This is a genomic window from Variovorax sp. PCZ-1, from assembly GCF_018413605.1.
Taxonomy (GTDB): Bacteria; Pseudomonadota; Gammaproteobacteria; order Burkholderiales; family Burkholderiaceae_C; genus JANMDU01.
Genome location: NZ_JAHCDN010000002.1, coordinates 58025 through 81312, shown reverse-complemented (window position 1 = coordinate 81312; position 23288 = coordinate 58025). Strand labels below are relative to the sequence as shown.

The window sequence follows — 23288 nt, the reverse complement described above, 5'->3', positions numbered from 1 at the left end:
CATGAATGCTCCCACTACCGTCCTCAGCTTGCTTCAGCGAGTGTCCTTCTTACCCTGCCTGCCAAGGGCTGCACTGTCTTTCGCGATGGCGCTTGCCGCTGTTTTACCCGCAGCGCCTGCGCTGGCTGGCAGTTTCTCTGTCACGCCGGTGCGTGTTTATATGTCCCCACGTGATCGCGCGGTGGCCATCACGATCACCAATGAAGGTGACTCGCCTGTGGCTTTGCAGGCTGATATCAACGTGTGGAGCCAAAAACCCGATGGCACAGACGAGCTGGTGCTCACCGAAGACATGGTGCTCTCGCCCCCCATCATCAAACTTGGCCCCAAAGCGCGCCAAGTCGTGCGATTGGCACTGCTCAAGCCCGCGGATGCGAGCCGTCAACTCACCTACCGTCTGATTGTGAGAGAAATTCCTGAGGCCACTGCACCCAAAGGCAATTCGATTGAAGTGCCAGTTGCTTTGGCGCTATCCATGCCCGTTTTCATCACGCCACCGATTGCCAAACGCGAGATCAATTGCCAAGCAAATCGCGAAGGTGTGGCTTTGGCAATTACTTGCGCGAACACAGGCAGCGCTTATGCGCAAATTCGTGAAATTCTGGTGCTGCGCGGCGATGCTGCGGCAGCGCCCTTGGCTCGCTTTGAAGGCGGCGCCTATATCTTGCCCGGTGCGCGTAAATCCATTGGCATCTCAGCTGCACAACCGATAGCGGCTGGCGAGGCCACGCTCAAGCTCACGTTTGACGATGGCAAAGACCAATCGTTCGTCGTGCGGCTTCCCTGAGATTGTCGTGCAGCCTTATGAAGTGCAGGCCAGCCCATCCTTTGGTGTCGGCGCTCTTTCGCACAGGGCTGATGGTTGGCTGCTTGATACCCGTTGGTGCACAAGCACAGATCAGTCCTGCGCCTAGTTCAGTAGGCACGCCCATCGCACCTGCGCTCGCTTTGCGCATCTTGCCTCTGGAAGTGCGTGTCAATGGCGCACCCAGTGGTAATTGGCTCTTTTTGGAGCGCGATGGCATGCTCTATGCCCTGGAAGATGCGTTCACAGAATGGCGACTCCATCGCCGCGACAATGTTCAGCCTCTCATTTATCGAAGCCAAGCATGGTACTCACTGGGATCCGTGCCTGGCTATGAATCACGCCTGAATTTCGCAGACCAGTCGATTGATCTCGTTTTTTCCCCCAATGCTTTCGCATCCACCCGCTTGGCAAACGACGATGTGCAAAAGCTGGACATCAGCCCCAGTGTTCCAGCGGTGTTTTTCAATTACGACCTGAATTACAGCCAAAGCTGGTTTCGCAATGCAGGCGGCGTGGGTACACGAGATTTGGGAGCGCTGACCGAGGCAGGTTTGTCTGGTAATTGGGGCGTGCTCACCAGCAGCTTTGTAGGGCGGAACTTGATGACGAGTGATCCTGCACTGTCTTCCAGCTGGCGCAGGCTCGAAACCACGTTCACCCGTGATCTGCCCGATCACAAGCTCACGCTTCGCTTGGGTGATGCCAGCACGCGCGGTGGCGTCGGCAGCCGCAGTGTGTATTTCGGCGGTGTGCAGCTGACGCGAAATTTTGCACTGACTCCGGGCTTTATCAGCCAGCCCATTCCTGTGATCCAAGGCACATCCAGCGCGCCCAGCACGGTGGAGCTGTATGTGAATGATGCGTTACGCCAAACGTCTAACGTACCCACCGGTCCATTCGCTATTGACAATTTCCCGTTGCTCACGGGCGGTGGCAATGTGCGCATGGTGGTGCGCGATGTGCTCGGGCGCGAGACGGTGATCGTGCAACCGTTTTTCAGCCACAGCAGTTTGCTCGAAAAAGGCTTGAGTGATTGGAGTGTCGAGTTCGGTGCGGTACGCGAAAACCTCGGTACGGACAGTGCCAAGTATGGCCAAGGCTTTGGCTCCGGCCTGTATCGCTACGGTTTTTCCAAAGAAACCACGGGTGAAATCTCCGCGCAAATCGGAAGCGATACCCAAACCCTCGGCCTAGGGCTGAACCTGGCACTGCCGTTTCAAATGCTAGGTTACGCTAGCTTGGCAACGAGCCGAGACAAAACTACTGGCAAGGGCACAGAGTGGGGCATAGGCCTCGAATACAGCCACTTGAAGCATGGTTTCAACGGACGTGTCACCAGCGCGAGCCGAGATTACCGCCAACTTGGCCTCACTGGCAATTCGCTTCCCAACAAACTAGAGAGCGCCCTCAACTACAGCTACAACAGCGAGCGCTTCGGCGCATTGGGTGTCGGCTTGGCGCGCATTGACACTTACGGCACAGGCGAAATCCGCACAGCCAGCGCCAATTACTCCATGCGCATCGGCCAGCGCAGCACTCTGAGCGTGAGCGCGACACGTGCTTTTGGATCTGGCGTGGCAGCGCCTGCCACATCAATAGGCTTGAGTCTGAATATTCCACTCGACAATCGTATGAACTCTTCCACCAGCGTGAACCATCGCGCAGGCCAAACCGATGCTTACACCAGTGTGAGCCAAGCGCCTGTTGGCGAGTTGGGCACAGGCTGGCGAGCTCTGGCAGGCGTGCGCGCTGACAAAGGCTATGCCGAAGCAGGCCTGTACCACCAAGCCAGTAAAGCTTTGGTCACTGGCGACATCAGTGCCAACGCTTCGCAGCAAAACATGCGCCTCGGTTTGCAAAGCGCCCTGGTCTTCATCGATGGCCAATTGCATGCTTCTCGCCGGGTACAAGACAGCTTCGCCATCGTGGAAGTGCCGGGCTATGCCGATGTAGGCGTGGGCTTCCAAGGCAGCGTACAAGCTCGCACCGATGCGAGTGGTCGAGCATTTTTGCCGCGCCTGCAATCTTTTCAGCGCAATAACATTCGCCTGGATCCCTCCGAGTTACCCATCAGTGCCGAGATTGACAACATCGAGCAAATCACCGTGCCAGCTGCACGCAGCGGCGTCAAAATCATCTTCCCTGTGCGTACAGGTCGCGCGGCGCTGATCAAGATCATTCTGGCCGATGGACAAGATGCGCCAGCCGGTGCAGAGATTGAATTGGTGGGTGACAAACAAGAATTCTTTGTGGCTCGGCGCGGTGAAGCCTTCATGACAGGTTTGCAGCCCAAAAATACCTTGGTCCTCAAACACAACGGCACAAACTGCAAGATACAGCTCGAACTGCCACCCGAGAGCAAAGCCGACGATATTTTGCGACTAGGGCCTGTGCGCTGCGAAGGAGTGAAGCGATGAAACGATGCATGAACAAACGCTCTTGGGTCGCACTTGCTGCGTCCATGATGGGTACTTTGCCGCTCATCAGCCATGCAGCCTATGACTGTACGGTCTCAGGAAACTCTTTGAATGTGCGTTACACCCAAGGTACTGTTTTGAACACCTCCGGTCAGGTGACAATCACCTGCACACGCCTATCCACAGACTCGGCTACCAATACTTATTCAGTTGGCATAGACCAAGGCGAACCTCCTGCCGGACGCCAATACACCAGAATCGGCGGCACGCAAACGCTGAACTACAACATCTACCGCGAATCAACTTACGCCTCCACATGGAACAACAGCAATCGGCGCGTAAACGGCAACATCAATTTCGGCACGGGTTTGATCACTTCATTCAACGTACCCTACTATCTGCGCATCACCAGCCAGACTGGCAAACCTGCAGGTACTTACGACGACACCTTGGTTAGCTTCATTGTGCGTATTCCGCAGACCAATCCCATTGTGGGGCAAGATCCTATCGCGTTTTACGCCGTGATCGATCCCGTGTGCGCCATCAGCACCCCTCCTGGCAACATCAATCTGAGCTATCAAGCATTCTCAGCTTCGCCAGTCAATGCAACCACCAATTTCAGCGTCAACTGCACGAATCAAACGCCCTACACGATGAGCCTGAGTGCGAACAGCGGAACCATTGCAGGCATTTTGTATAACCTCAGCCTCAGTGCAACAAGCGTCAATGCAACAGGCGCGCCTCAAGCACACTCCATCACGGCAACAGCACCCGCGAATCAAGCAGGCACATGCGCCACTGGCACCTGCACCGGTACGCAAGCGCATACGCTCACCATCACCTACTGATTTTTAAGTCTTTGGGGGCATTTGCTGGCTTGGAGACTGCGCAGAGTGCTATTTATTCAATAGCACTCTACACCTTCATCACGCAGCTGCGGCTGTGTTACGCAGCTTGATATGCAGCTCGCGCAATTGCTTCTCGTCCACAGGCGAAGGCGCTTGCGTGAGCAAGCACTGAGCGCGTTGCGTCTTGGGGAAGGCAATCACATCGCGAATGGATTCGGCTTTGGTCATCAAGGTCACGATGCGATCCAGGCCGAAGGCCAAGCCGCCGTGAGGAGGCGCGCCGTATTGCAGGGCATCGAGCAAGAAGCCGAATTTGAGTTGCTGCTCCTCGGGCGTGATCTTCAAAGCATCAAACACTTTGGCCTGAACATCGGCGCGGTGGATACGCACGGAGCCGCCGCCGATTTCCCAGCCGTTCAAGACCATGTCGTAGCCTTTGGCGATGCATTTCTCAGGCGCGGTCACCATCCAGTCTTCATGGCCGTCTTTCGGCGCCGTGAAGGGGTGGTGCACAGCGGTATAGCGCTGGCTTTCGTCATCGTATTCAAACATCGGGAAATCCACCACCCACATCGGTGCCCAACGATCCACGAAGAGACCGCCTTTTTTGCCGAAATCGCTGTGGCCGATTTTGATACGTAGAGCGCCAATCGCGTCGTTGACGATCTTCTCTTTGTCTGCGCCGAAGAAAATGATGTCGCCGTTTTGCGCACCAGTCTTTTGCAGCAGCGCATTCAAGGCTTCGTCATGGATGTTTTTCACAATCGGGCTTTGCAAGCCATCACGGCCCTTTGCCAAATCCAACACCTTGATGTAGGCCAAGCCCTTAGCGCCGTAGATCTTCACGAATTCTGTGAAGCCATCAATATCGCTGCGGGAAAAGCCGGTGCCTTCCACACCACCGTGGGGCACGCGCATAGCCACCACGCGGCCACCCTTCATGTTGGCAGCGCCGCTGAAGACTTTGAAATCGACCGTCTTCATCTCTTCGGTCATTTCGGTGAATTCGAGCAGCACGCGCAGATCGGGCTTATCTGAGCCGTATTTGAACATCGCGTCTGCATACTTCATCACGGGGAATTCGCCGAGATCCACATTCATGGTTTGCTTGAAGACTTGCGTCATCATGCCTTGGAACATGTCGCGAATTTCTTGCTCGGTGAGGAAGCTGGTCTCAATATCAATCTGCGTGAATTCAGGCTGACGATCCGCGCGCAAATCTTCATCGCGGAAGCATTTGGTGATTTGGTAATAGCGGTCGTAGCCGGCCACCATCAAGAGCTGCTTGAAGAGCTGAGGCGATTGCGGCAGCGCGAAGAATTGGCCATCGTGCACGCGGCTGGGCACGAGGTAATCGCGCGCGCCTTCGGGTGTGGATTTAGTGAGCATCGGCGTTTCGATATCGATGAAGCCCGCGCCATCCAAATAATTGCGCACCGCCATCGCCACTTTGTAGCGCAGCATCAAATTGTTTTGCATGTAGGGGCGGCGCAGATCGAGCACGCGGTGTGTGAGGCGCGTGGTCTCGCTCAGGTTGTCATCATCGAGCTGGAACGGTGGCGTGACCGATGCGTTGAGCACAGTGAGCTCATGGCAGAGAATTTCAATCTTGCCACTTTTGATGTTGTCATTCGTCGTGCCGGCGGGGCGGGCGCGCACGAGGCCTTTCATCTGCACACAGAATTCATTGCGAATGCCTTCGGCCACTTTGAACGTGTCAGCGCGATCCGGATCGCAAACCACTTGGACTGTGCCTTCGCGGTCACGCAAATCAATAAAGATCACGCCACCATGGTCGCGGCGACGATTGACCCAGCCGCAGAGCGTGACGATTTGGCCGAGATGCGCTTCGGTGACGAGGCCGGCGTAGCTTGAGCGCATGGAGGTAACTGCTGACATAACTGTTTCTCTTTCTAAATTCACTTGGCGGCTGATGTGGATAAGGCAGCAGGGCCACCTGGCACCACCACACCCATCGAGACGATGTACTTGAGCGCTTCATCCACGCTCATCTTGAGTTCAATGCAATCGCTCTTTTTGAGCAAGACAAAATAACCGCCGGTGGGGTTGGGCGTGGTGGGCACATAAACGCTCACGAATTCATCAGCGCTGCCGTTTTTGAGATGCGACGCGACTTCGCCCACAGGCGTGCCGGTGATAAAGGCAATCGTCCAGACATTCTCGCGCGGCCATTGCACGAGCACGGCGGTGCGGAAGGCATTTCCACTGTCGGAAAACAGCGTGTCAGAGACTTGTTTGACGCTGGAATAAATCGAGCGCACCACCGGAATGCGATTGAGCAGCGCATCCCACCAAGAGACGAGCTTCTTGCCCAGAAAATTGCTAGCTGCCGCGCCGACGACCAACAAAATAGCCAAAGCAAGCAACACGCCAAAGCCGGGGATGTGAAAACCAATCAACTTATCCGGATGCCAATCACCGGGCAGGATCTGCAGGGTTTTGTCGAGGCTGGAGACGATCCAATCAAGCACCCAGAGCGTGACCATGACCGGAACGATCACGAGCAAGCCTGCGAGCAGCCATTTACGGATGGATTTCATCATTGTTGAAGTGTCTCAGAGCCAAGTTTCAGATGAATGTCAGATGGATTTCAAAGCGTTTTAAGCCATTCGCCGGCTAGGAAGCTGCGGGAGATGCTACAGATTTAGTAGCAACTGGTGCAGGGGCTGGTGCTGGAGAAGCAGCAGGTGCAGCCGTAGAAGCTGCGGGGGCAGCTGCAGGCGTGGCCGCTGGCGCATCGGTCTTCGGTGCTTCGGCCGCCTTGCCTACGCCGCTGTTCGCCCCATCACCGCCTGAGCGAAAATCCGTCACATACCAGCCAGCGCCCTTGAGCTGGAAGCCAGCCGCAGTCACTTGCTTGGAGAATGCCGCAGCCCCGCAGGCGGGGCAGATGGTAAGCGGATCGTCAGAGATTTTTTGCAGCACGTCTTTGGCGTGGCCGCAGTCAGAGCATTTGTAGGCGTAAATCGGCATGATGCTGGAAGCAAAAATGAACGTTGCCCGCTACGGTGCGGGCAACCCAGCATTATAGTTTGTCGCCCTGAACCCGACGTTTGGCTCGGCGTTTAGTCAAAAGCGTGCTTTGGGATGGGATGCCCAGCGTTTTTGATGATTTGCGGCGCAAGCGAGCCCAGCAGCATCAACACAGCCGAGGCAAACAAACCCAGTAAATTGGCCGGGATCAGCGATTCGGGTGCGAAATTCATGGCGCCCAGCCAAACAGCCAGCCCGCCGATCGCGGCAAACATCGCGCCCTGCGTGGTGGCGCGCTTCCAGTAGGCGCCCGCCACCAAGGGGATGAATGCGCCAGCCAAAGTCACGTTGTAGGCGTTTTGCACCATTTCATACATCGTGCTCGTGCTGTTCAAAGCAAAGAGCAGGGCAATAGCGGTAAAGGTGACCAAGACGATGCGTAGAGTGAAGAGGAATTGCTTGTCATTCATCTTCGGCACAAAAGGCTTGAGCACGTTTTCTGTGAACAACGAAGTGGGCGCGAGCAAAGCGCCACTGGCGGTGGACAAAATCGCCGAGAGCAGCGCGCCGAAGAACATCACCTGTGCCCACAGCGGCATTTTGCCCAACACCAAATCAGGCAACACTTTTTGGATTTCGCGCGCATCTTCCGCACCAAACAGCTTCGCTACAGCTGGATCGGACACCACAGCGGCATAAGCGATGAACATGGGAACGAAAGCAAAGGCAAAGTAAATCAGGCCACCGAACATCGTGCCGCGCATCGCCGTTTTCTCATCTTTGGCGCTGGTCATACGTTGGAACACGTCTTGCTGAGGAATCGAGCCAAAGGCAAAGGCGAAGAATGCGCCCGCCATCGCCCACCAGCCCTTGCTGTCTGCCGGAATCCAGTTGAATTTGCCATCTGCTGCGGCCTGCGCGATCACTTTTTGTGTGCCGCCCGCCATATCACTCACCAGCCAAGCCACGAGTGACAGACCAACGATGATCACCACCACCTGGAAGAGATCGGTGAAAGCCACCGACCACATGCCGCCAAAAATCGTATAGATCAGCACGACCAAGCCGCCAATCACAATCGCGGCGCTTAAGCTGACAGCGCCCCCCGAGAGCACATGAATCACCAAGCCCAGAGCCGTCATTTGCGCCGATGTCCAGCCCAAGTACGATGCCACGATGGCAAAACTCGTGATCACCTCGACCGTTTTGCCATAGCGCTGCTTGTAAAAATCACCAATCGTTAGGAGATTCATGCGATAGAACAGCTTGGCAAACAGCAAGGCCGCGAGCACGAGACACAGCGATGCGCCAAACGGATCGCCAGGGATGCCGCCTAAGCCATCGCGCGCAAAGGTGGCCGAGATGGAGAGCACCGTCTCCGCGCCAAACCAAGTGGCAAACACCGTGGCCATGTTCATATACAGCGGCAAGCTGCGGCCAGCCACCATGTAATCAGCCGAATTCTGCACGCGGCGCGCAGCGATGAGGCCGATGGCAATGGTGACGGCCAGATAAAAGGCCACAAAAATGATCAATGAACTCACGATTGATGTCTCCGCTTAAGCAATGGCTGGGATTTTATGCATCTTGTATGCCAATTCACGTCAGCCCGTGAGCAATAAAGGGTTTTTACTCAGTAAGAGCCCATGTATGGCATGCTGCGTATTTCATAGCACTTCGCGCAGTATTGATGCCGGCAATCAGCCGTTTTTGCTTAAAAATAAGTAAAGAACAATCACCAGAGACGGATGCGTAGGTACAAAATGAGCTGTAGCGCTACCATTCCCAACACGAAGCCAATCGCGCCATAAACGATTTTTTGCAGCAGGGCATTGGTGCGCTTTTGCTCTTGTAGCAGCTCTTGAATGAGCGCGTCATTCCCGCCTCCTGGCCGCTGCAAATAATCAGTGAGCAATCGCGGCAGATGCGGGATGAGCTTGGCATAGCGCGGCGCTTGGGCTTTGAGCGCATCCGAGAAGCGCTGCGGGCCGACTTGCTCTGCCATCCATTTTTCGAGGAATGGCTTGGCGGTGGCCCACAAATCCAAATCGGGATCGAGCTGACGGCCTAAGCCTTCGATGTTGAGCAGGGTCTTTTGTAGGAGCACAAGCTGGGGCTGGATCTCGACATGGAAGCGGCGCGAGGTTTGGAAGAGGCGCATGAGCACAATGCCCAGCGAGAGCTCTTTGAGTGGCCGATCAAAGAAAGGCTCGCAGACGGCACGAATGGCGGATTCGAGCTCATCGACCCGTGTGTTTTGCGGTACCCAGCCTGATTCAATATGCAGCTCGGCCACGCGCTTGTAGTCTCTGCGGAAAAAGGCGGCGAAGTTTTGCGCGAGGTAATCTTTATCGACCTCGGTGAGCGTGCCGACAATGCCGAAATCCAGCGAGATGTAGCGGCCAAAAGTCTCGCTCGCCGTGCTCACCTGAATATTGCCGGGATGCATATCGGCATGAAAAAAACCATCGCGGAAGACTTGTGTGAAGAAAATCGTCACACCATCGCGTGAAAGCTTTTTGAAATCGACGCCTGCGGCTTTGAGCGTATCGATCTGGTTGATCGGGATGCCCGTCATCCGCTCCATCACGATGACTTCGGTATGGCAATAGTCCCAAAACATTTCGGGAATCATCACCAAATTCAAGCCCGCCATATTGCGGCGAAGTTGCGCAGCGTTTGAGGCTTCGCGCACGAGATCGAGCTCATCGTGCAGATACTTGTCAAACTCCGCCACCACTTCCATCGGCTTCAAGCGTTTGCCATCGGCCGAGAGACTTTCCACCCAGCCTGCCATCATGCGCATGAGGCTCAAATCTTTGTCAATCACGGGCAGCATGCCAGGGCGCAGCACTTTCACCGCCACTTCGCGCAGCTGGCCATCTTTGGTTTTGAGTGTGGCGAAATGCACTTGTGCAATCGATGCACTGGCAATCGGCTTTTGATCAAAGCTCTCAAAGAGATCAGCGAGCTTGCGGCCAAAAGAGCGCTCAATCGTGGCCACAGCAATGCTTGCATCAAACGGCGGCACACGATCTTGCAGCAGCGCCAGCTCATCAGCAATATCGGTGGGCAGCAAATCGCGGCGCGTGGAAAGCACTTGGCCGAATTTCACGAAGATCGGGCCGAGCGCTTCGAGCGCCTCACGCAGCCGCTGGCCACGCGGCGCGCTTAAATTTCTGCCCAGCGATGCAATGCGCGCGATGACTTTAAGCCAAGGCTTCTGAAAGCTCGTGAGCACGAGCTGATCCAGCCCATAGCGCAACGCAATAAAAACAATGAAGCTGCCACGGCCAAAGCGGGTGAACCAATTCATGGGGCGGGTGATTCTTCTTGTTGATTGTTAGCTTTGGGGGCGATGAATGCCTTGAGCGTATCACCCAAGCCTCGTACCGCCTTCATGAGCGTGTGCGCTGGCACATCGCCCACGATGCGTGAGAGATCCTCCTCCACATCCCAGCGCACATGATCGACCAGCCAATTGACTTCTGCTGCCAGTATCACATCGCCAGAGACTTCCATGCGAGGCTTTTCACCACTCATCAAGGTTTGCAGAATACTCAAGGGATTCGTATCGATCACTTTGAGGGATAAATCAGCCTCAGCATCTGGCTCTGCTAGATCAAGCAATCCTGCCGGAGTCACTATTAATTTCATAGCTATCCACGCAGATTCTATGCCGGCAATCTGCCCTTTTTGCCTCTTTAATCTGGCCACGGCCTCAGGCTCTTGCTGCAACACATGATTGAGCAGCAACACAACGCGCTGCTGCATTTCACGCAACAGCCAATCGGGCGGCTTGGGGATCGGGAAACTGGGGAAAGCGGGGGCGGTGCTCATGGTTTGCATTATCTCTGCTTATGGTGCTCTTGCGGCCTGCAGGGGCCGTATTCGGGCGGGCTCATGTACCCGGCTCAGGAGAGTGGCGACACCCATCGCCTGAAACGATGGTGAAAACGCAAGGCGTTTTCATCAACACTCTTGCGGCAGGTGCTGCAAACTCCGAGCGGCGTATATGAGGCAGACGCCGCAGCCCCTTGCCTCGCGGCCGGTCTGTCCAAACAGCGACCACCGCACACTACAAAATTAATAGCACTTCGCGCAATAAATACGCCGGCAAATTGCTCAAAAGGCATAAAAAAAGCCCGGCGAACCGGGCTTCTTGAATGGGCGAAGAACAGATCAGTTCAAAGCCTGCAAACCTGCAACGAGCCAGCCTGCGCTGCCGTCTTTGGGCTTGGTCATGTTCCACACTTCGCGGAATGGGCCGGGGCTCTGGGATGGATCTTCTTTGATCATGCCGGAGAACTCCACGCTGGCCATCCACTCGCTGCCAGTGTCTTCAATGCCGAGGAGCTTGGCGTCAAGCGCGGCCACTTCGGTGTGATTTGCACCAGCACCGGTGTGCTGATCGCGCTCGGAGAGCTGCTGGCGAATTTCGCGCAGCATCTCATCTGTCATCATCGTGCCCAGGGTCTTCACATCGTTCTTATCCCAAGCGGCTTGCAAGGCCACGAAGGCTTGCTTGGCAGTTGCGAGGAAGGCAGGTGCATCGAAATCGGCAGGAATCGTCCAGTTGCTTGCGCCGCCAGACAGGCGTGAACCGATCAAGCTACCACCCGTGGATTGAGGCTGCGCCTGGAAAGCCGTGGAATTGCGCTCCCAAGGGCGTGCTGACGCATCGTTACCGACGTTTTCTGGACTGTAGCTGCGCTGGGTTGGCACATTCGGTGCGCCACCTGCTCCTGCGCCAGCCATCGCATAAGGCGAGTTTTGCTGCATATTGCCTTGGCCTTGCGCACGGCGACGCATGAACCAGCCTACAGCGACCATGATGAGAAGAGCCAATAAACCAAACATCAAGATTTGACCGAAGGCTTCACCAAGACCTAGCGAGCTGGCGAGCCATGCAAGCCCCAAGCCAGCAGCCAAACCACCGAGCATCGCACCCCAAGGCTTCTTGGGAGCTGCTGCGGCAGCGCCTGCAGCAGCGGGTGCGCTAGGTTTGGCAGCAGCGGCGGCTCCTGGCGCTGCAGCGGGAGCTGCAGGTGCAGCATCACGCTGAGTCACATTATTGGATTGCTTACCAAACGATTTGCCGCCGCCCATGCGCTTAGCGGCATCTGCGTCAAAGCTCACGAGCGCCAAGCTGGCGGCCATGATGCCGGTCACGATGTAAGACATTAACTTCATATCTCGCCTCATTAAAAATTGAACCCCACACATGCCACTCAAACCCATCATTTCAAGTGCGCTTCTTTGAAAGAAATCAGCACTTGATACCCACATGCAACGCGACCACGCCTGCTGTCATATTGTGGATATCCACGTGGCCGAATCCTTGCGAGAGCATCATGGTTTTGAGCGTCTCCTGATCAGGATGCATGCGAATACTCTCCGCCAAATATTGATAGCTTTGCGCATCACCTGCAACCATTGAGCCCAATTTTGGCAGGATGTTAAAGGAATACCAATCGTAGGCCTTTTGCAAAGGTTGGGCCACTTTGGAGAACTCCAACACCAAGAGTTTGCCGCCTGGCTTGAGCACGCGGCACATCTCGGCCAGCGCCTCTTCCTTGTGTGTCATGTTGCGCAAACCGAAAGCAACGGTGACCACATCAAAATAGTTGCTTGGCAAGGGCAGCTTCTCCGCATCGCACACCAGCGTGGGCAAGGCATACCCAGCATCCACCAAGCGATCACGCCCCACGCGCAGCATGGCTTCGTTGATATCGGTGTGAACGACTTCACCCTGCCCGTTGCCTAGGCCGACCTTTTTGGCGAAAGCCAGCGCTAAATCACCTGTGCCGCCCGCTACATCCAGCACCTTGGAGCCCAAGCCCGCGCCGGAGACGAGCACCGTGTACGCCTTCCAGCCGCGATGCAGGCCAGCAGACATCAGATCGTTCATCACATCGTATTTGGAGGCGACGGAATCGAACACGCCGCGTACATTACGCGCTTTATCTTTTTCATCGACTGTTTTGTAGCCAAAATGCGTGCTAGCCATGGTGTAGATTGCGCAAGGCGCTATTGAATTGAGAGTAAATAGAAATCAATGACTGCAGCCTGCGCCATGCACATGCCCACCGCCGCCAAGCATCGGCGCATCACGATCCGCGCCCGCTTCTTCGAGCTTGGCCAAATAACGCTTCCACAGATCATCCTGTTGGCTACCGAGGAAATACAAATAATCCCAAGAGAAAATCCCGCTCTCGTGGCCATCGGTAAACACGGGTTTGATCGCGTAATTGCCAATCGGCTCCAGCTCTTGCAAGCCCACATCCCGCTTGCCTGTTTGTAGCGTTTCCTGCCCCGGTCCATGGCCTTGTACTTCGGCAGACGGCGAATACACGCGCATCAGTTCAAACGGCAGCTTGAAGGCCTTGCCATCCGAAAAAGCAATTTCCAGCAACTTGGATTGTTGGTGAACGGTGATGTCCGTCGGTGTGGGGGTATCTTGCGTGAGGCCAGCCATGATGAATTTCCAAGCGCTAGAAGCAGCGCAAGCTCAGATTTTAGAAGCGAACGGACATCGTGAGATGCAGCTTGTCATCGCCCTTTTGTGGCGCACTGGAATTACTGGTGAGTGGCAGTTTGCTGCTATTGAGCAAACGACCATAGTCCGCACTCAAAGAAACGCCGCTTTGATGCCCAAAGCGCAGACCCAGCCCGAGGCTGGCCAAGTTATCACTGCTCACGCGACGAAAGCCATCGGCACTTCGATTGCTGAGCCAGCCAGAATCCAAGAAGCTGGTGAGGCGTAAACCTTTGATCAACTCAGGCGAAGTGATCTCTAAACTGCTGAGCAAACCCGCATCCCCAGAAATAGCGCGATCCGGCGCGCCACGCAGCGAGCCCGTGCCGCCCAAGCCGATCTGCTCGCCAGAAATCAAGGCCGTGTTACTCAACTGCGCCTGTGATCGCACGCTCCAAAGCCAAGTTTTGCCTAAGCTCGCCGAATACTGATGCCCTGCCCGCAAGATCTTGAAAGCACGGCTAGAAATACCCTGGCCTGCAACGAGGCCGTTAAATTCAGAGCGGTAAGCAGTGAGATTGTTGCCCGAGCCAGAACCGATGTTGAGAGATAGATCCAGGTTGTAAGCCCAGACCGAGCCATCTGATTCGTTTTTCACGCTGTAACCCACACCCAGAGGCCGGCTGCGTCGATCCACACCCACCGTCACGCCGTTGACCAAAGCCGCGCCATACACGCGATCATCCAAACTCACTGAAAAATAACTGCGCCGCCCGCCCTCGGGCTCATTGGAAATCGTGTAATTCAGGCCACGTGTATGGCCAACACCTGTGCTTGTGAATGTCGCAAACGTACCCAGCACATCCGATTGGGTCGCAGAGAAGCCAAGCGTGCCACGTGCACTGTAGAAAGGGATTTTGTAATTCAAACCCCACTGGCGCACATCACCAGTGCGCTCGAGCGATGTGGTGTAGGCCAGCACGGCTTGATGATCACTGTTCCAGAGGTTGTTGTGCCCTGCGGAGACGGTGAAGCGATCTTTGCCGGATGAATCATTGCCATTGTTGCTCAGCGTCACGGCAGCAAACCAAGGGCGAATATCGCGCACCTGCACCGTCGCATCAATCTTGTCAGCCTCATTGGCCTCTTTCAAGGCCACATTGATCTGCTTGCTGCTGTTCTCGTTGGCCAAAGCGGTCTGTACCGCCAAGCGCTTGAAATTGGGAGAGTTGCCCTCTTTCAGCTCGGGCAAGCTGTTGCGAATATTGGCCTCACCGAAGTGCTGGTTGCCAGTGACGACCACACGGCCGATCGTGAATTTCACAATTTCCAGTGTGACGGTATCGCCCACCTCTTGCGGCGGCAACGACACTTTGTGTAAGCCGAAGCCTGCGTCGCGCAGGGCCGCCTCAAGGGTTGAGGTGGCTTTTTGCAGGGTATCGATTGTGGCGTCGGTACGCAAGAAAGGAGCCAGCACGCTACTGGTCTGCGCTGCGCTCAGAGGATTCTCGCCTTTGATATTGAAACCGCGAATGGCGAAACTGGGATTGCTAGAGGCCATCGTTGCTTGCGGCGCAGGAGCGACTTGTGCAAACGCACTCAGGCTAGCCAGAGCAGCCAGAGCCAAAACAGACTGAGCGAATAGTGGGCGATATTGTTTTGGCTTCACGTTCATCTTCAGATTGTGACATTCAGCGACAAACGCAGGCTCAATGTGTGGATCAGCGGCAAACACGTCCACCTGTTATGTTGGAATCCCCCAACAATGCTGCCACATTGAAATTGGTGGAATTGGGTAGAGGCGTTCGGTCAAATTCCAAAAAGCGCGGCACATCTTGAGGGCGCACCGTGCTGCCATCGTTACCGGCCAAGCCTGCTTCGTTTCGACCTAGGTGCAAAACAGAGGAGTTGGTGGTGAGCTCAATATGCCCATCGCGCACAAACACATACAAGCCTTCTTGGTTTTCATTCACGTTGTCGCTGCCAAAAAGAGAAGCTGGCAAAGGCAAGCTACCAGGCGCAGTCAGATCATTCGGTGGCTCTGCACCAAACTCCTGAGTGCCAGCTGGTGTGACGGACAGCCCCCGGCCAGGCGTGAGAACAAAACTGCTGGTGAAGTCTGTGAGCTTGGTCACATCCACTTGACCAGAATAGGTGAACACCGTGAGGCCATCGCCTTGACCACCGCCCTCGCCTGCGCACACGCCTACACAGCGAATGAGCACTTCAGTCCCGCGGATGCCGATGGTTGCAGTCGAGGTGCTGTAGCTCACGTTTTTGTTATTGGCTTTGCCAATCAAGCCCGAGAGCGCGCGCACCGTGCCTTTGAGGATCGAGGTGAGCATGCGGCCTTCGCCAGCGTTTTTGCTGTCAAAGACAAAGTTGTCGATACGAAAGCGTGTGGTCGCTCCCACCGTCACACGAGATTCATCGCGGAAGGCCAATACGGCTTGTGTGCCCTGCCCGGTTTCCACCACATCGCCGGGGTACAAGCCACCACCATCGACCAAGCGGCGGCGCTGACCGGCACCATCAACGGCCAACACTTCGCCGCGCGAAGACAATACCTTTGCACTGGCCTGAATGGCATTCGGCTTGGCATTTTGCGCAATACGGCGCCCCTCATTGCCACAGTCCACACTGCAGATGCGTGCATCAAAATCAGTACCGCGGATACCAATGGTGGCGGTGTTGGTTTGAATGCGTGCAGCGTTGGGCGAGCCTTTGGCGATCAAGCCAGTGATGGCGCGCAGGCCACCGCGCAGCATATTGATTACCATGCTGTTGTCCTGCGCATCCTGGCTGAATTTGAACTGAGAGAGCACCATCTCGCTGCCAGGACGCACGGTCATGCGTGTGCCATCTTGCAGTTTCACCACAGCAGTTGCGCCATCGGCGGTTGTCAAACGGTCACCTTCCTGCAAAGGCAAACCCTTGCCCAGAGTACGCGGCGTTTGGCCAGGTGTCTGCGCGAAACCCACGCCACGCATGAACTCCACCTCACCCGCATTGCTTGTTCGATTTGCGGGTGTCACCGTCGTTTGCGCGAAAGCACTCCAGCTCAGCGCGCTACAAACGACGGCTAAGCTGAAAAATGCCAAAGTTTGCTGACATGAAAAACTTGTTTTCTTATGTGTTGAAAGCATGCTGAACAAATCGCCCCACAAAGACAGGGATTTTTTGAGTGTGAATCCCTATGATAGTAGGGCTTTTCTAGGGTTTTGCCTAGCCATGTGAGCTTGGCTGAAGCGGGCATAAATCACGCTAGCTCCTGCCAAGCGCGTTGACTCAAGCTGCAGAATGCAAAAAGTGTGAGAAAACGCACACTTCTTGCCTTCGCAATACATCAAACCAGCACTCGCTCAATTCCGCCTGTATTGGCCTTGGCCACGTATTCGGGCAGCCAGTTGTCGCCGAGGATTTGGTTGGCCATTTCCACCACAATGTAATCGGCTTCGAGCAGGCCGTTTTGCAGGTCGTTGCCATAGCGCGAGAGGCCTTGCAAGCAGCTGGGGCAGCTGGTGAGGATTTTCACATTGGCTTTTTCGGCGACGGCGCCCGATGCACGCAAAGCCGCTTCGCCTTTACGGATTTCCTCTTCCTTACGGAAACGCACTTGGGTAGAAATATCGGGGCGCGAGACACCTAGCGTGCCAGACTCACCGCAGCAGCGCTCGCTTTTGAGCACATTCTCGCCCACCAAGGCCTTCACGGTCTTCATGGAATCGCCCAACTTCATGGGGTTGTGGCAAGGCTCATGGTAAAGGAAACCACCTTGGCCTTGGGGCAAGGTGATGCCTTTTTCCAGCAGATATTCATGAATATCAATGATGCGGCAGCCGGGGAAAATCTTGTCAAACTCGTAGCCTTGGAGCTGGTCATAACACGTGCCGCAGGAGACGACCACGGTTTTGATGTCCATGTAATTCAGCGTATTGGCCACGCGATGGAAGAGCACGCGGTTGTCGGTGATCATCTTCTCGGCTTTGTCGAATTGCCCTGAGCCGCGCTGCGGATAGCCGCAGCACAAATAGCCAGGCGGGAGCACGGTTTGCACGCCCGCATGCCAGAGCATGGCTTGCGTGGCGAGGCCCACTTGTGAGAACAGGCGCTCCGAGCCGCAGCCGGGGAAGTAAAACACGGCTTCGGTTTCAGCTGTGGTCGCCTTCGGATTGCGAATAATCGGCACGTAGTCGTTGTCTTCGATGTCGAGCAAGGCGCGGGCGGTTTTCTTCGGTAGGCCACCGGGCATCTTCTTGTTGATGAAATGAATGACTTGCTCTTTGATCGGCGCTGTGCCAAGAGTCGCGGGCGGTTTGGCGGTTTGCTTTTTCGCCAAGCCGCGCAGCAGATCATTGGCCAAGCGTTGTGCTTTGAAGCCAATATCGACCATACCTGTACGCATCAGTTTGATCGTCTCAGGATTGGTCGCGTTCAAGAAGAACATCGCCGCTGCATTGCCGGGGCGGAAGGATTTTTTGTCCATCTTGCGCAGCAGATTGCGCATGTTCATCGAGACATCGCCAAAGTCAATCTTCACAGGGCAGGGCGATTCGCATTTGTGGCAGACGGTGCAGTGGTCGGCCACATCTTCAAACTCTTCCCAATGCTTGATGCTCACACCGCGCCGCGTTTGCTCTTCATACAAGAAGGCTTCGATCAGCAGCGAAGTGGCCAAGATTTTGTTGCGCGGCGAATAGAGCAAATTCGCGCGCGGCACATGCGTGGCGCAGACGGGTTTGCATTTGCCGCAGCGCAGGCAATCTTTCACCGAGTCGGCAATCGCGCCAATGTCAGACTGCTGCATGATCAGCGACTCATGCCCCATCAAACCGAAGCTGGGCGTGTAGGCATGCGTGAGGTCTGCATACCATGTGTCACCCACATTTTTTGAGATGTTTTTAGCGTTTTCGTTAGTAGATACCTGCGCAGAGTGCTCACTATTTCGCAGCAATTTGCCTTTGTTAAAACGCCCCTCTGGATCGACCTTGGCTTTGTAGTCTGCAAACGGTTTGAGCTCAGCTTCGCTCAAAAACTCGAGCTTCGTGATGCCAATGCCATGCTCGCCTGAGATCACGCCATCCAAAAGGCGCGCCAGCGCCATGATGCGCCCCACAGCTTCGTGCGCGGTTTGTAGCATCTCGTAATCATCGCTGTTCACGGGGATATTGGTGTGCACATTGCCATCGCCTGCGTGCATGTGCAAGGCGATCCATACGCGACCCTTGAGCACGCGCTTGTGAATGGCAGTGGCTTCATCCAAGATGCCTTTGAACGCGCCGCCTGAGAAGATATTGCGCAGCGGAGCGCGGAGTTGCGTTTTCCAGCTGGCGCGCAGCTCGTGGCTTTGAAGCTCAGCGAATTTTTCATCCACCGTATTGAGCCAGCCTTGCCACAGCTCACGCACGCTTTTCACCAGAGCAATCGCCTCGCTCACACGGCCTTCGAGCAGCTCAGCGCTAGGAATCTCTTGCGCATCATCGCCTTTGCCCAGAGGCAAATTGCCGCGCTCAAAGAAAGCGAGCAGTTCATCGGCAAATTTCAGTTTGTTGCGCAGCGAAAGCTCGATATTGATGCGCTCAATGCCATCGGTGTATTCGGCCATGCGCGGCAACGGGATCACCACATCTTCATTGATCTTGAAGGCATTGGTGTGCTTGGAAATCGCAGCGGTGCGCTTGCGATCCAGCCAGAATTTTTTGCGCGCTTCGGGGCTGATGGCCACGAAGCCTTCGCCACTGCGCGAGTTCGCCAAACGGATCACCTCACTTGTGGCGCGTGCCACAGCATCGGCATCGTCGCCCACGATATCGCCAATGAGCACCATCTTGGGCAAACCTGAGCCAGCTGCGCCAAGTGACTGCGCACGCTTGGATTTCGTGGCGTAACCCACGGCTTTCAGATAGCGGTCATCCAAATGCTCCAAGCCAGCGAGCAATACGCCACTGCGCTTTTGCTCCGCAAACATGAAGTCGATGATTTCCACAATCGACGGCACAGCATTCTTGGCATGGCCGAAGAACTCAAGGCATACCGTGCGCGTGTGCGCTGGCATTTTGTGAACGATCCAGCGCGCGCTGGTGATTAAGCCATCGCAGCCTTCTTTCTGAATGCCGGGTAGGCCGCTTAGGAACTTGTCCGTCACATCCTTGCCCAAGCCTTCTTTGCGGAAGGTCTTGCCTGGGATGTCGAGTTGCTCTGTTCGCAGCAGTTTTTTGCCGCCCGCATCAAAATATTTCAGCTCGAAACTGGCCATTTCCGCATCATGGATCTTGCCGAGGTTGTGATTCAGGCGCGTGACTTCCAGCCACTGTGCATCAGGCGTGACCATGCGCCATGAAGCCAGGTTATCCAAAGCCGTGCCCCAGAGCACCGCCTTCTTACCGCCCGCATTCATCGCAATATTGCCGCCGATGCAGCTCGCTTCTGCCGATGTCGGGTCAACAGCAAACACATAGCCCGCGCGCTCAGCGGCATCCGCCACGCGCTGCGTCACAACGCCAGCTTCAGACCAGACTGTTGCTACAGGCTCAGCCAAACCAGGCAGATTGACCATCTGCACTTCGGTCATCGTCTCTAATTTTTCGGTATTGATGACCGCCGATTTCCAGGTCAGGGGAATCGCACCGCCGGTATAGCCTGTACCACCGCCACGAGGAACGATAGTGAGCCCTAACTCGATACAAGCTTTGACCATACCGGCCATCTCAGCTTCGGTATCAGGCGTCAGCACCACGAACGGGTATTCGACGCGCCAATCGGTCGCATCGGTCACGTGGCTCACACGTGAGAGGCCGTCAAATTTGATGTTGTCTTTCGCCGTCGTTTTGCGCAACACGCTGGTCGCTTTTTTCCTCAAGTCATACACCTGAGAAAAAGATTCGTAAAACGATTTCACGCACGCGCGGGCGGCCTCCAGCAAGCTGCCCACATTGGCATCGCGCTCAGCATCTGTGCCCGGCGTGCGGCGCTTTTCCACTTCAGTCAAGCGATGATTCAACGCATCGACCAAAGCCTTGCGACGCTTGGGGTTGTCCAGCAAATCATCCTGCAAATAAGGATTACGCTGCACCACCCAGATGTCGCCGAGCACCTCATACAGCATGCGAGCGCTTCGCCCGGTTTGCCGCTCACCACGCAATTGCTCCAGCAACTCCCAAGAGCGAGAGCCTAGCAACCTGATCACGATTTCACGGTCGGAAAACGAGGTGTAGTTGTAAGGAATTTCGCGCAAGCGGGGGCTGTCCTGCGTCTTTTGCAGAACTTCGGCCAAAAGCTGGGGAGGCAAGGGTGCGTTCATAGATCTAGCTGCTCAATGTGACATTATCGCCGCAGTGCAGCAAAAGGCGCGGGACAACCCTGATGCGCAAATATGTCATTCATGTAATTGTCACATTTAGCCCATAGGATTTGCGGCCGTGCTGTTTTTTCTTCAAAGGAAAGTTTCATGTCTCCCAAGCGTAGTGTTTTAAAGCAATCTCTTCTGGCAGTGACTGCTGCCCTCACTTTGGGCGCAACGGCCATCCCTGCCATAGCCCAGCAGCGCACCGAAATCCAAATGTGGATGGGCCTCACAGGCCAAGGCGGCGAGTTGCTCACCCGTTTTTCCAACGAATTCAATGCCTCGCAAAACGAATTCCGCGTAGTGACGACCTTCAAAGGTCAGTATCCCGAGCAGCGCGCCGCTGCAGTGGCCGCTTACCGTGCTGGCAACCCACCCCACATCATGCAAATGTTTGATGCTGGCTCGGGCGACATGACGGCCGCCAAAAACGCCATCGTGCCCGTGAGCGAGGTGTTCAAGCGCGCGAACTTGCAGTTCAACCCAGCAGACTTCATCGCCCCCGCACGCGGCTACTACAGCCTGCCCAATGGCGACATGCTCTCGATGCCGTTCAACGTGTCGACAGCTGTGATGTTCTACAACAAAGATGCGATGAAGAAGGCTGGCCTGAATGCCGATAAGCCACCACGCACCTGGCCAGAGCTGGTCTCTGCCGCCAAAACCATCCGCGAGAAAAACGGCGCAGCCTGCGGTTTCACCACCACTTGGCTCGCCTGGATCATGCTCGAGCAATACAGCGCCTTGCACAACAAGCCACTGGGCACGATGAGCAATGGCAAAGCGGGCGCAGGTGCTTCTTTGGAGCTCAACACGCCTTTGAATCAGCGCGTCATCCAAACCTTGGTGGATATGCAAAAGGACAAGAGCTTTGACTACGGTGGCCGCAGCAATGACGCAGCTGCTAAATTCATCTCTGGCGAGTGCGCGATCCTCTTGCAATCTTCTGGCGGCTTGGGCGCGATTGCCCGCGATGCCAAATTCCAATTCGGTACAGCGCCTCTGCCCTTCTGGCCAGATGCTGTGCAAGGCGGCCAGCCTTACGCCAGCACGATTGGCGGCGCATCGCTTTGGGTGTTTAACGCACCTAATCGCTCAGCCAATGAATACCGTGGTGTGGCGCTTTTCTTGAACTACCTGCGCTCCACGCCTGTGATGACCACTTGGGCGAAAGAAACTGGCTTCTTGCCAGCAACGAATGCCGCGTTCAAGGCCATGCAAGACGAAGGCTTCTTCAGCAAGAATCCCGGCCGCGATGTGCCTATTCTGCAACTGATCAGCGGCAAATCTGGCGAGCACACGGGCGGCTATCGCTTTGGCCGTTGGGTCGAAATTCGTGATGTTTACCACGAGGAAGTCGAGAAGGCTTTGCAAGGCAAGCAAAACGCTGCAGATGCACTGCATAACACGCAGCGCCGTGGCACGGCATTGCTGCGCGCCTTTGATCGCATGGCTTCTAATTGATGTTTTGAGTTTTTTGGGGTCTGCGTTGGCAGACCCCAATTCTTTTAAAAATCCACAATGCAATCGGTCGGTTTCAACAACAAGCTGCTGCCGTATGCGCTGCTCGCGCCCCAGATCGCCATCACGGTGATCTTTTTCTTTTGGCCTGCAGGACAGGCGCTGTTCATGTCGGTGCTGGAGCAAGATGCTTTTGGCACCTCGGTCACTTTTGTCGGCCTCGACAATTTCAAACGCGTTTTGAGCGATCCGGATTATTTGGCTTCGGTCTGGCGCACAATTTATTTCTCTGTGGCCGTCACGTTCCTCGCTATGGCGCCAGCCTTGGTTTTGGCTGTGATGGCGGATCGCGTGGTGCGTTGGGCAACGGCTTACAAAACCTTTTTGATCATTCCCTATGCCGTCGCCCCCGCAGTGGCTGGCGCGATGTGGCTGTTTTTGTTCAACCCCGCAACAGGCACGATTGCTTGGCTACTCAATGGACTTGGCGTTGATTGGAATCCTGTGCTCAACGGCACACACGCCATGATCTTGGTGATCATCGCTTCGGCATGGAAGCAGATTGCGTACAACTTCCTCTTCTTCCTTGCAGGCCTGCAGTCGATTCCCAAATCTTTACTCGAAGCAGCCGCGATTGACGGCGCGAGCGAATCGCGCCGCTTTTGGACGATTTCTTTCCCCCTGCTCTCACCTGTCACCTTCTTCCTCTTAGTTGTCAACGCCACTTACGCCTTCTTTGAAACCTTCAGCGTGATTCACGCCGTCACCTCCGGCGGCCCCGCGAAGGCAACCGAGATCATGGTTTACAAGGTGTATTACGACGGCATCATCGCACTTGACCTCGGTTCATCGAGCGCGCAATCGGTGATCTTGATGGTGATCGTGATTTTGCTCACGATGATTCAATTCAAGTACGTGGGCAAGAAAGTTCACTATTGAT

At 55.4% G+C, this 23288-nt stretch carries 17 protein-coding genes; 5 read left to right on the top strand and 12 right to left on the bottom strand.

What is annotated here, in order from left to right; translation table 11 throughout:
• Position 1: 1 nt before the first annotated feature.
• From KIH26_RS10505 to KIH26_RS10495, 3 genes are read left to right on the top strand one after another with little or no spacing between them, the layout of a single operon-like run.
• Entirely contained in the window at positions 2-787 is a 786-nt protein-coding gene (locus KIH26_RS10505; RefSeq protein ID WP_213445006.1) for a fimbrial biogenesis chaperone, read from the top strand.
• A gap of 17 nt (positions 788-804) precedes the next feature.
• Positions 805-3225 (top strand): fimbria/pilus outer membrane usher protein, encoded by a 2421-nt coding sequence (locus tag KIH26_RS10500; RefSeq protein WP_213445004.1) that lies wholly within the window; start codon positions 805-807, stop codon positions 3223-3225.
• Positions 3222-4073 carry a Csu type fimbrial protein gene (locus KIH26_RS10495; RefSeq protein WP_213445002.1) on the top strand — a complete coding sequence of 284 codons (852 nt, stop codon included), beginning with the start codon at positions 3222-3224 and terminating at the stop codon, positions 4071-4073. The genes KIH26_RS10500 and KIH26_RS10495 overlap by 4 nt, the downstream gene beginning before the upstream one ends.
• Positions 4074-4151: 78 nt before the next feature.
• Here the strand turns inward: KIH26_RS10495 and aspS are convergent, their stop codons facing one another.
• From aspS to KIH26_RS10435, 12 genes are all read right to left on the bottom strand, one after another.
• On the bottom strand, positions 4152-5972 hold the full coding sequence (gene aspS, locus KIH26_RS10490) for an aspartate--tRNA ligase (protein ID WP_213445000.1): 1821 nt from the start codon (positions 5970-5972) through the stop codon (positions 4152-4154).
• Between the two features lie 20 nt (positions 5973-5992).
• Complete coding sequence (locus KIH26_RS10485; RefSeq protein WP_213445982.1) at positions 5993-6634, bottom strand: DUF502 domain-containing protein; 642 nt, start codon at positions 6632-6634, stop codon at positions 5993-5995.
• Positions 6635-6710: 76 nt separating this feature from the next.
• Entirely contained in the window at positions 6711-7067 is a 357-nt protein-coding gene (locus tag KIH26_RS10480; RefSeq protein WP_213444998.1) for an FmdB family zinc ribbon protein, read from the bottom strand.
• A gap of 92 nt (positions 7068-7159) precedes the next feature.
• Entirely contained in the window at positions 7160-8611 is a 1452-nt protein-coding gene (locus KIH26_RS10475; protein ID WP_349627865.1) for a high affinity choline transporter 1, read from the bottom strand.
• Positions 8612-8802: 191 nt separating this feature from the next.
• Positions 8803-10383: a ubiquinone biosynthesis regulatory protein kinase UbiB gene (gene ubiB / locus KIH26_RS10470; protein ID WP_213444996.1), complete on the bottom strand. Its 1581-nt coding sequence runs from the start codon at positions 10381-10383 to the stop codon at positions 8803-8805.
• Entirely contained in the window at positions 10380-10907 is a 528-nt protein-coding gene (locus tag KIH26_RS10465; RefSeq protein ID WP_213444994.1) for a ubiquinone biosynthesis accessory factor UbiJ, read from the bottom strand. Before KIH26_RS10465 ends, ubiB begins: the two co-directional genes overlap by 4 nt.
• Positions 10908-11249: 342 nt before the next feature.
• Positions 11250-12260, bottom strand: coding sequence for a Tim44 domain-containing protein (locus KIH26_RS10460; RefSeq protein WP_503005153.1), 1011 nt, complete (start codon positions 12258-12260; stop codon positions 11250-11252).
• 76 nt (positions 12261-12336) lie between these two features.
• A complete protein-coding gene (gene ubiE, locus KIH26_RS10455; protein ID WP_213444992.1) occupies positions 12337-13077 on the bottom strand; it encodes a bifunctional demethylmenaquinone methyltransferase/2-methoxy-6-polyprenyl-1,4-benzoquinol methylase UbiE in 741 nt (246 codons plus the stop codon).
• Positions 13078-13122: 45 nt separating this feature from the next.
• On the bottom strand, positions 13123-13545 hold the full coding sequence (locus KIH26_RS10450; RefSeq protein ID WP_213444991.1) for a gamma-butyrobetaine hydroxylase family protein: 423 nt from the start codon (positions 13543-13545) through the stop codon (positions 13123-13125).
• 40 nt (positions 13546-13585) lie between these two features.
• Positions 13586-15214 (bottom strand): ShlB/FhaC/HecB family hemolysin secretion/activation protein, encoded by a 1629-nt coding sequence (locus KIH26_RS10445; protein WP_213444989.1) that lies wholly within the window; start codon positions 15212-15214, stop codon positions 13586-13588.
• Positions 15215-15266: 52 nt separating this feature from the next.
• Positions 15267-16646 carry a FecR family protein gene (locus tag KIH26_RS10440; protein ID WP_213444986.1) on the bottom strand — a complete coding sequence of 460 codons (1380 nt, stop codon included), beginning with the start codon at positions 16644-16646 and terminating at the stop codon, positions 15267-15269.
• A 245-nt stretch (positions 16647-16891) separates the two neighbouring features.
• The gene (locus KIH26_RS10435; protein ID WP_213444984.1) at positions 16892-20845 is read right to left on the bottom strand and encodes a DUF3683 domain-containing protein; all 3954 of its coding nucleotides are present in this window, start codon (positions 20843-20845) and stop codon (positions 16892-16894) included.
• Positions 20846-20992: 147 nt separating this feature from the next.
• Between KIH26_RS10435 and KIH26_RS10430 the strand changes: the two genes are divergently transcribed.
• Positions 20993-22351, top strand: a complete 1359-nt coding sequence (locus KIH26_RS10430; RefSeq protein WP_213444982.1) for an extracellular solute-binding protein — start codon at positions 20993-20995, stop codon at positions 22349-22351.
• A 57-nt stretch (positions 22352-22408) separates the two neighbouring features.
• Positions 22409-23287 carry a sn-glycerol-3-phosphate ABC transporter permease UgpA gene (gene ugpA / locus KIH26_RS10425; RefSeq protein ID WP_213444980.1) on the top strand — a complete coding sequence of 293 codons (879 nt, stop codon included), beginning with the start codon at positions 22409-22411 and terminating at the stop codon, positions 23285-23287.
• The last annotated feature ends 1 nt before the right edge of the window (position 23288 follow it).

Bases quoted from the DNA above. Each gene is read 5' to 3' on its own strand.
- KIH26_RS10505 (WP_213445006.1), top strand. From the start codon at position 2: ATGAATGCTCCCACTACCGTCCTCAGCTTGCTTCAGCGAGTGTCCTTC.
- KIH26_RS10500 (WP_213445004.1), top strand. From the start codon at position 805: ATGAAGTGCAGGCCAGCCCATCCTTTGGTGTCGGCGCTCTTTCGCACA.
- KIH26_RS10495 (WP_213445002.1), top strand. From the start codon at position 3,222: ATGAAACGATGCATGAACAAACGCTCTTGGGTCGCACTTGCTGCGTCC.
- aspS (WP_213445000.1), bottom strand. From the start codon at position 5,972: ATGTCAGCAGTTACCTCCATGCGCTCAAGCTACGCCGGCCTCGTCACC.
- KIH26_RS10485 (WP_213445982.1), bottom strand. From the start codon at position 6,634: ATGAAATCCATCCGTAAATGGCTGCTCGCAGGCTTGCTCGTGATCGTT.
- KIH26_RS10480 (WP_213444998.1), bottom strand. From the start codon at position 7,067: ATGCCGATTTACGCCTACAAATGCTCTGACTGCGGCCACGCCAAAGAC.
- ubiB (WP_213444996.1), bottom strand. From the start codon at position 10,383: ATGAATTGGTTCACCCGCTTTGGCCGTGGCAGCTTCATTGTTTTTATT.
- KIH26_RS10465 (WP_213444994.1), bottom strand. From the start codon at position 10,907: ATGAGCACCGCCCCCGCTTTCCCCAGTTTCCCGATCCCCAAGCCGCCC.
- KIH26_RS10460 (WP_503005153.1), bottom strand. From the start codon at position 12,260: ATGAAGTTAATGTCTTACATCGTGACCGGCATCATGGCCGCCAGCTTG.
- ubiE (WP_213444992.1), bottom strand. From the start codon at position 13,077: ATGGCTAGCACGCATTTTGGCTACAAAACAGTCGATGAAAAAGATAAA.
- KIH26_RS10450 (WP_213444991.1), bottom strand. From the start codon at position 13,545: ATGGCTGGCCTCACGCAAGATACCCCCACACCGACGGACATCACCGTT.
- KIH26_RS10435 (WP_213444984.1), bottom strand. From the start codon at position 20,845: ATGAACGCACCCTTGCCTCCCCAGCTTTTGGCCGAAGTTCTGCAAAAG.
- KIH26_RS10430 (WP_213444982.1), top strand. From the start codon at position 20,993: ATGTCTCCCAAGCGTAGTGTTTTAAAGCAATCTCTTCTGGCAGTGACT.
- ugpA (WP_213444980.1), top strand. From the start codon at position 22,409: ATGCAATCGGTCGGTTTCAACAACAAGCTGCTGCCGTATGCGCTGCTC.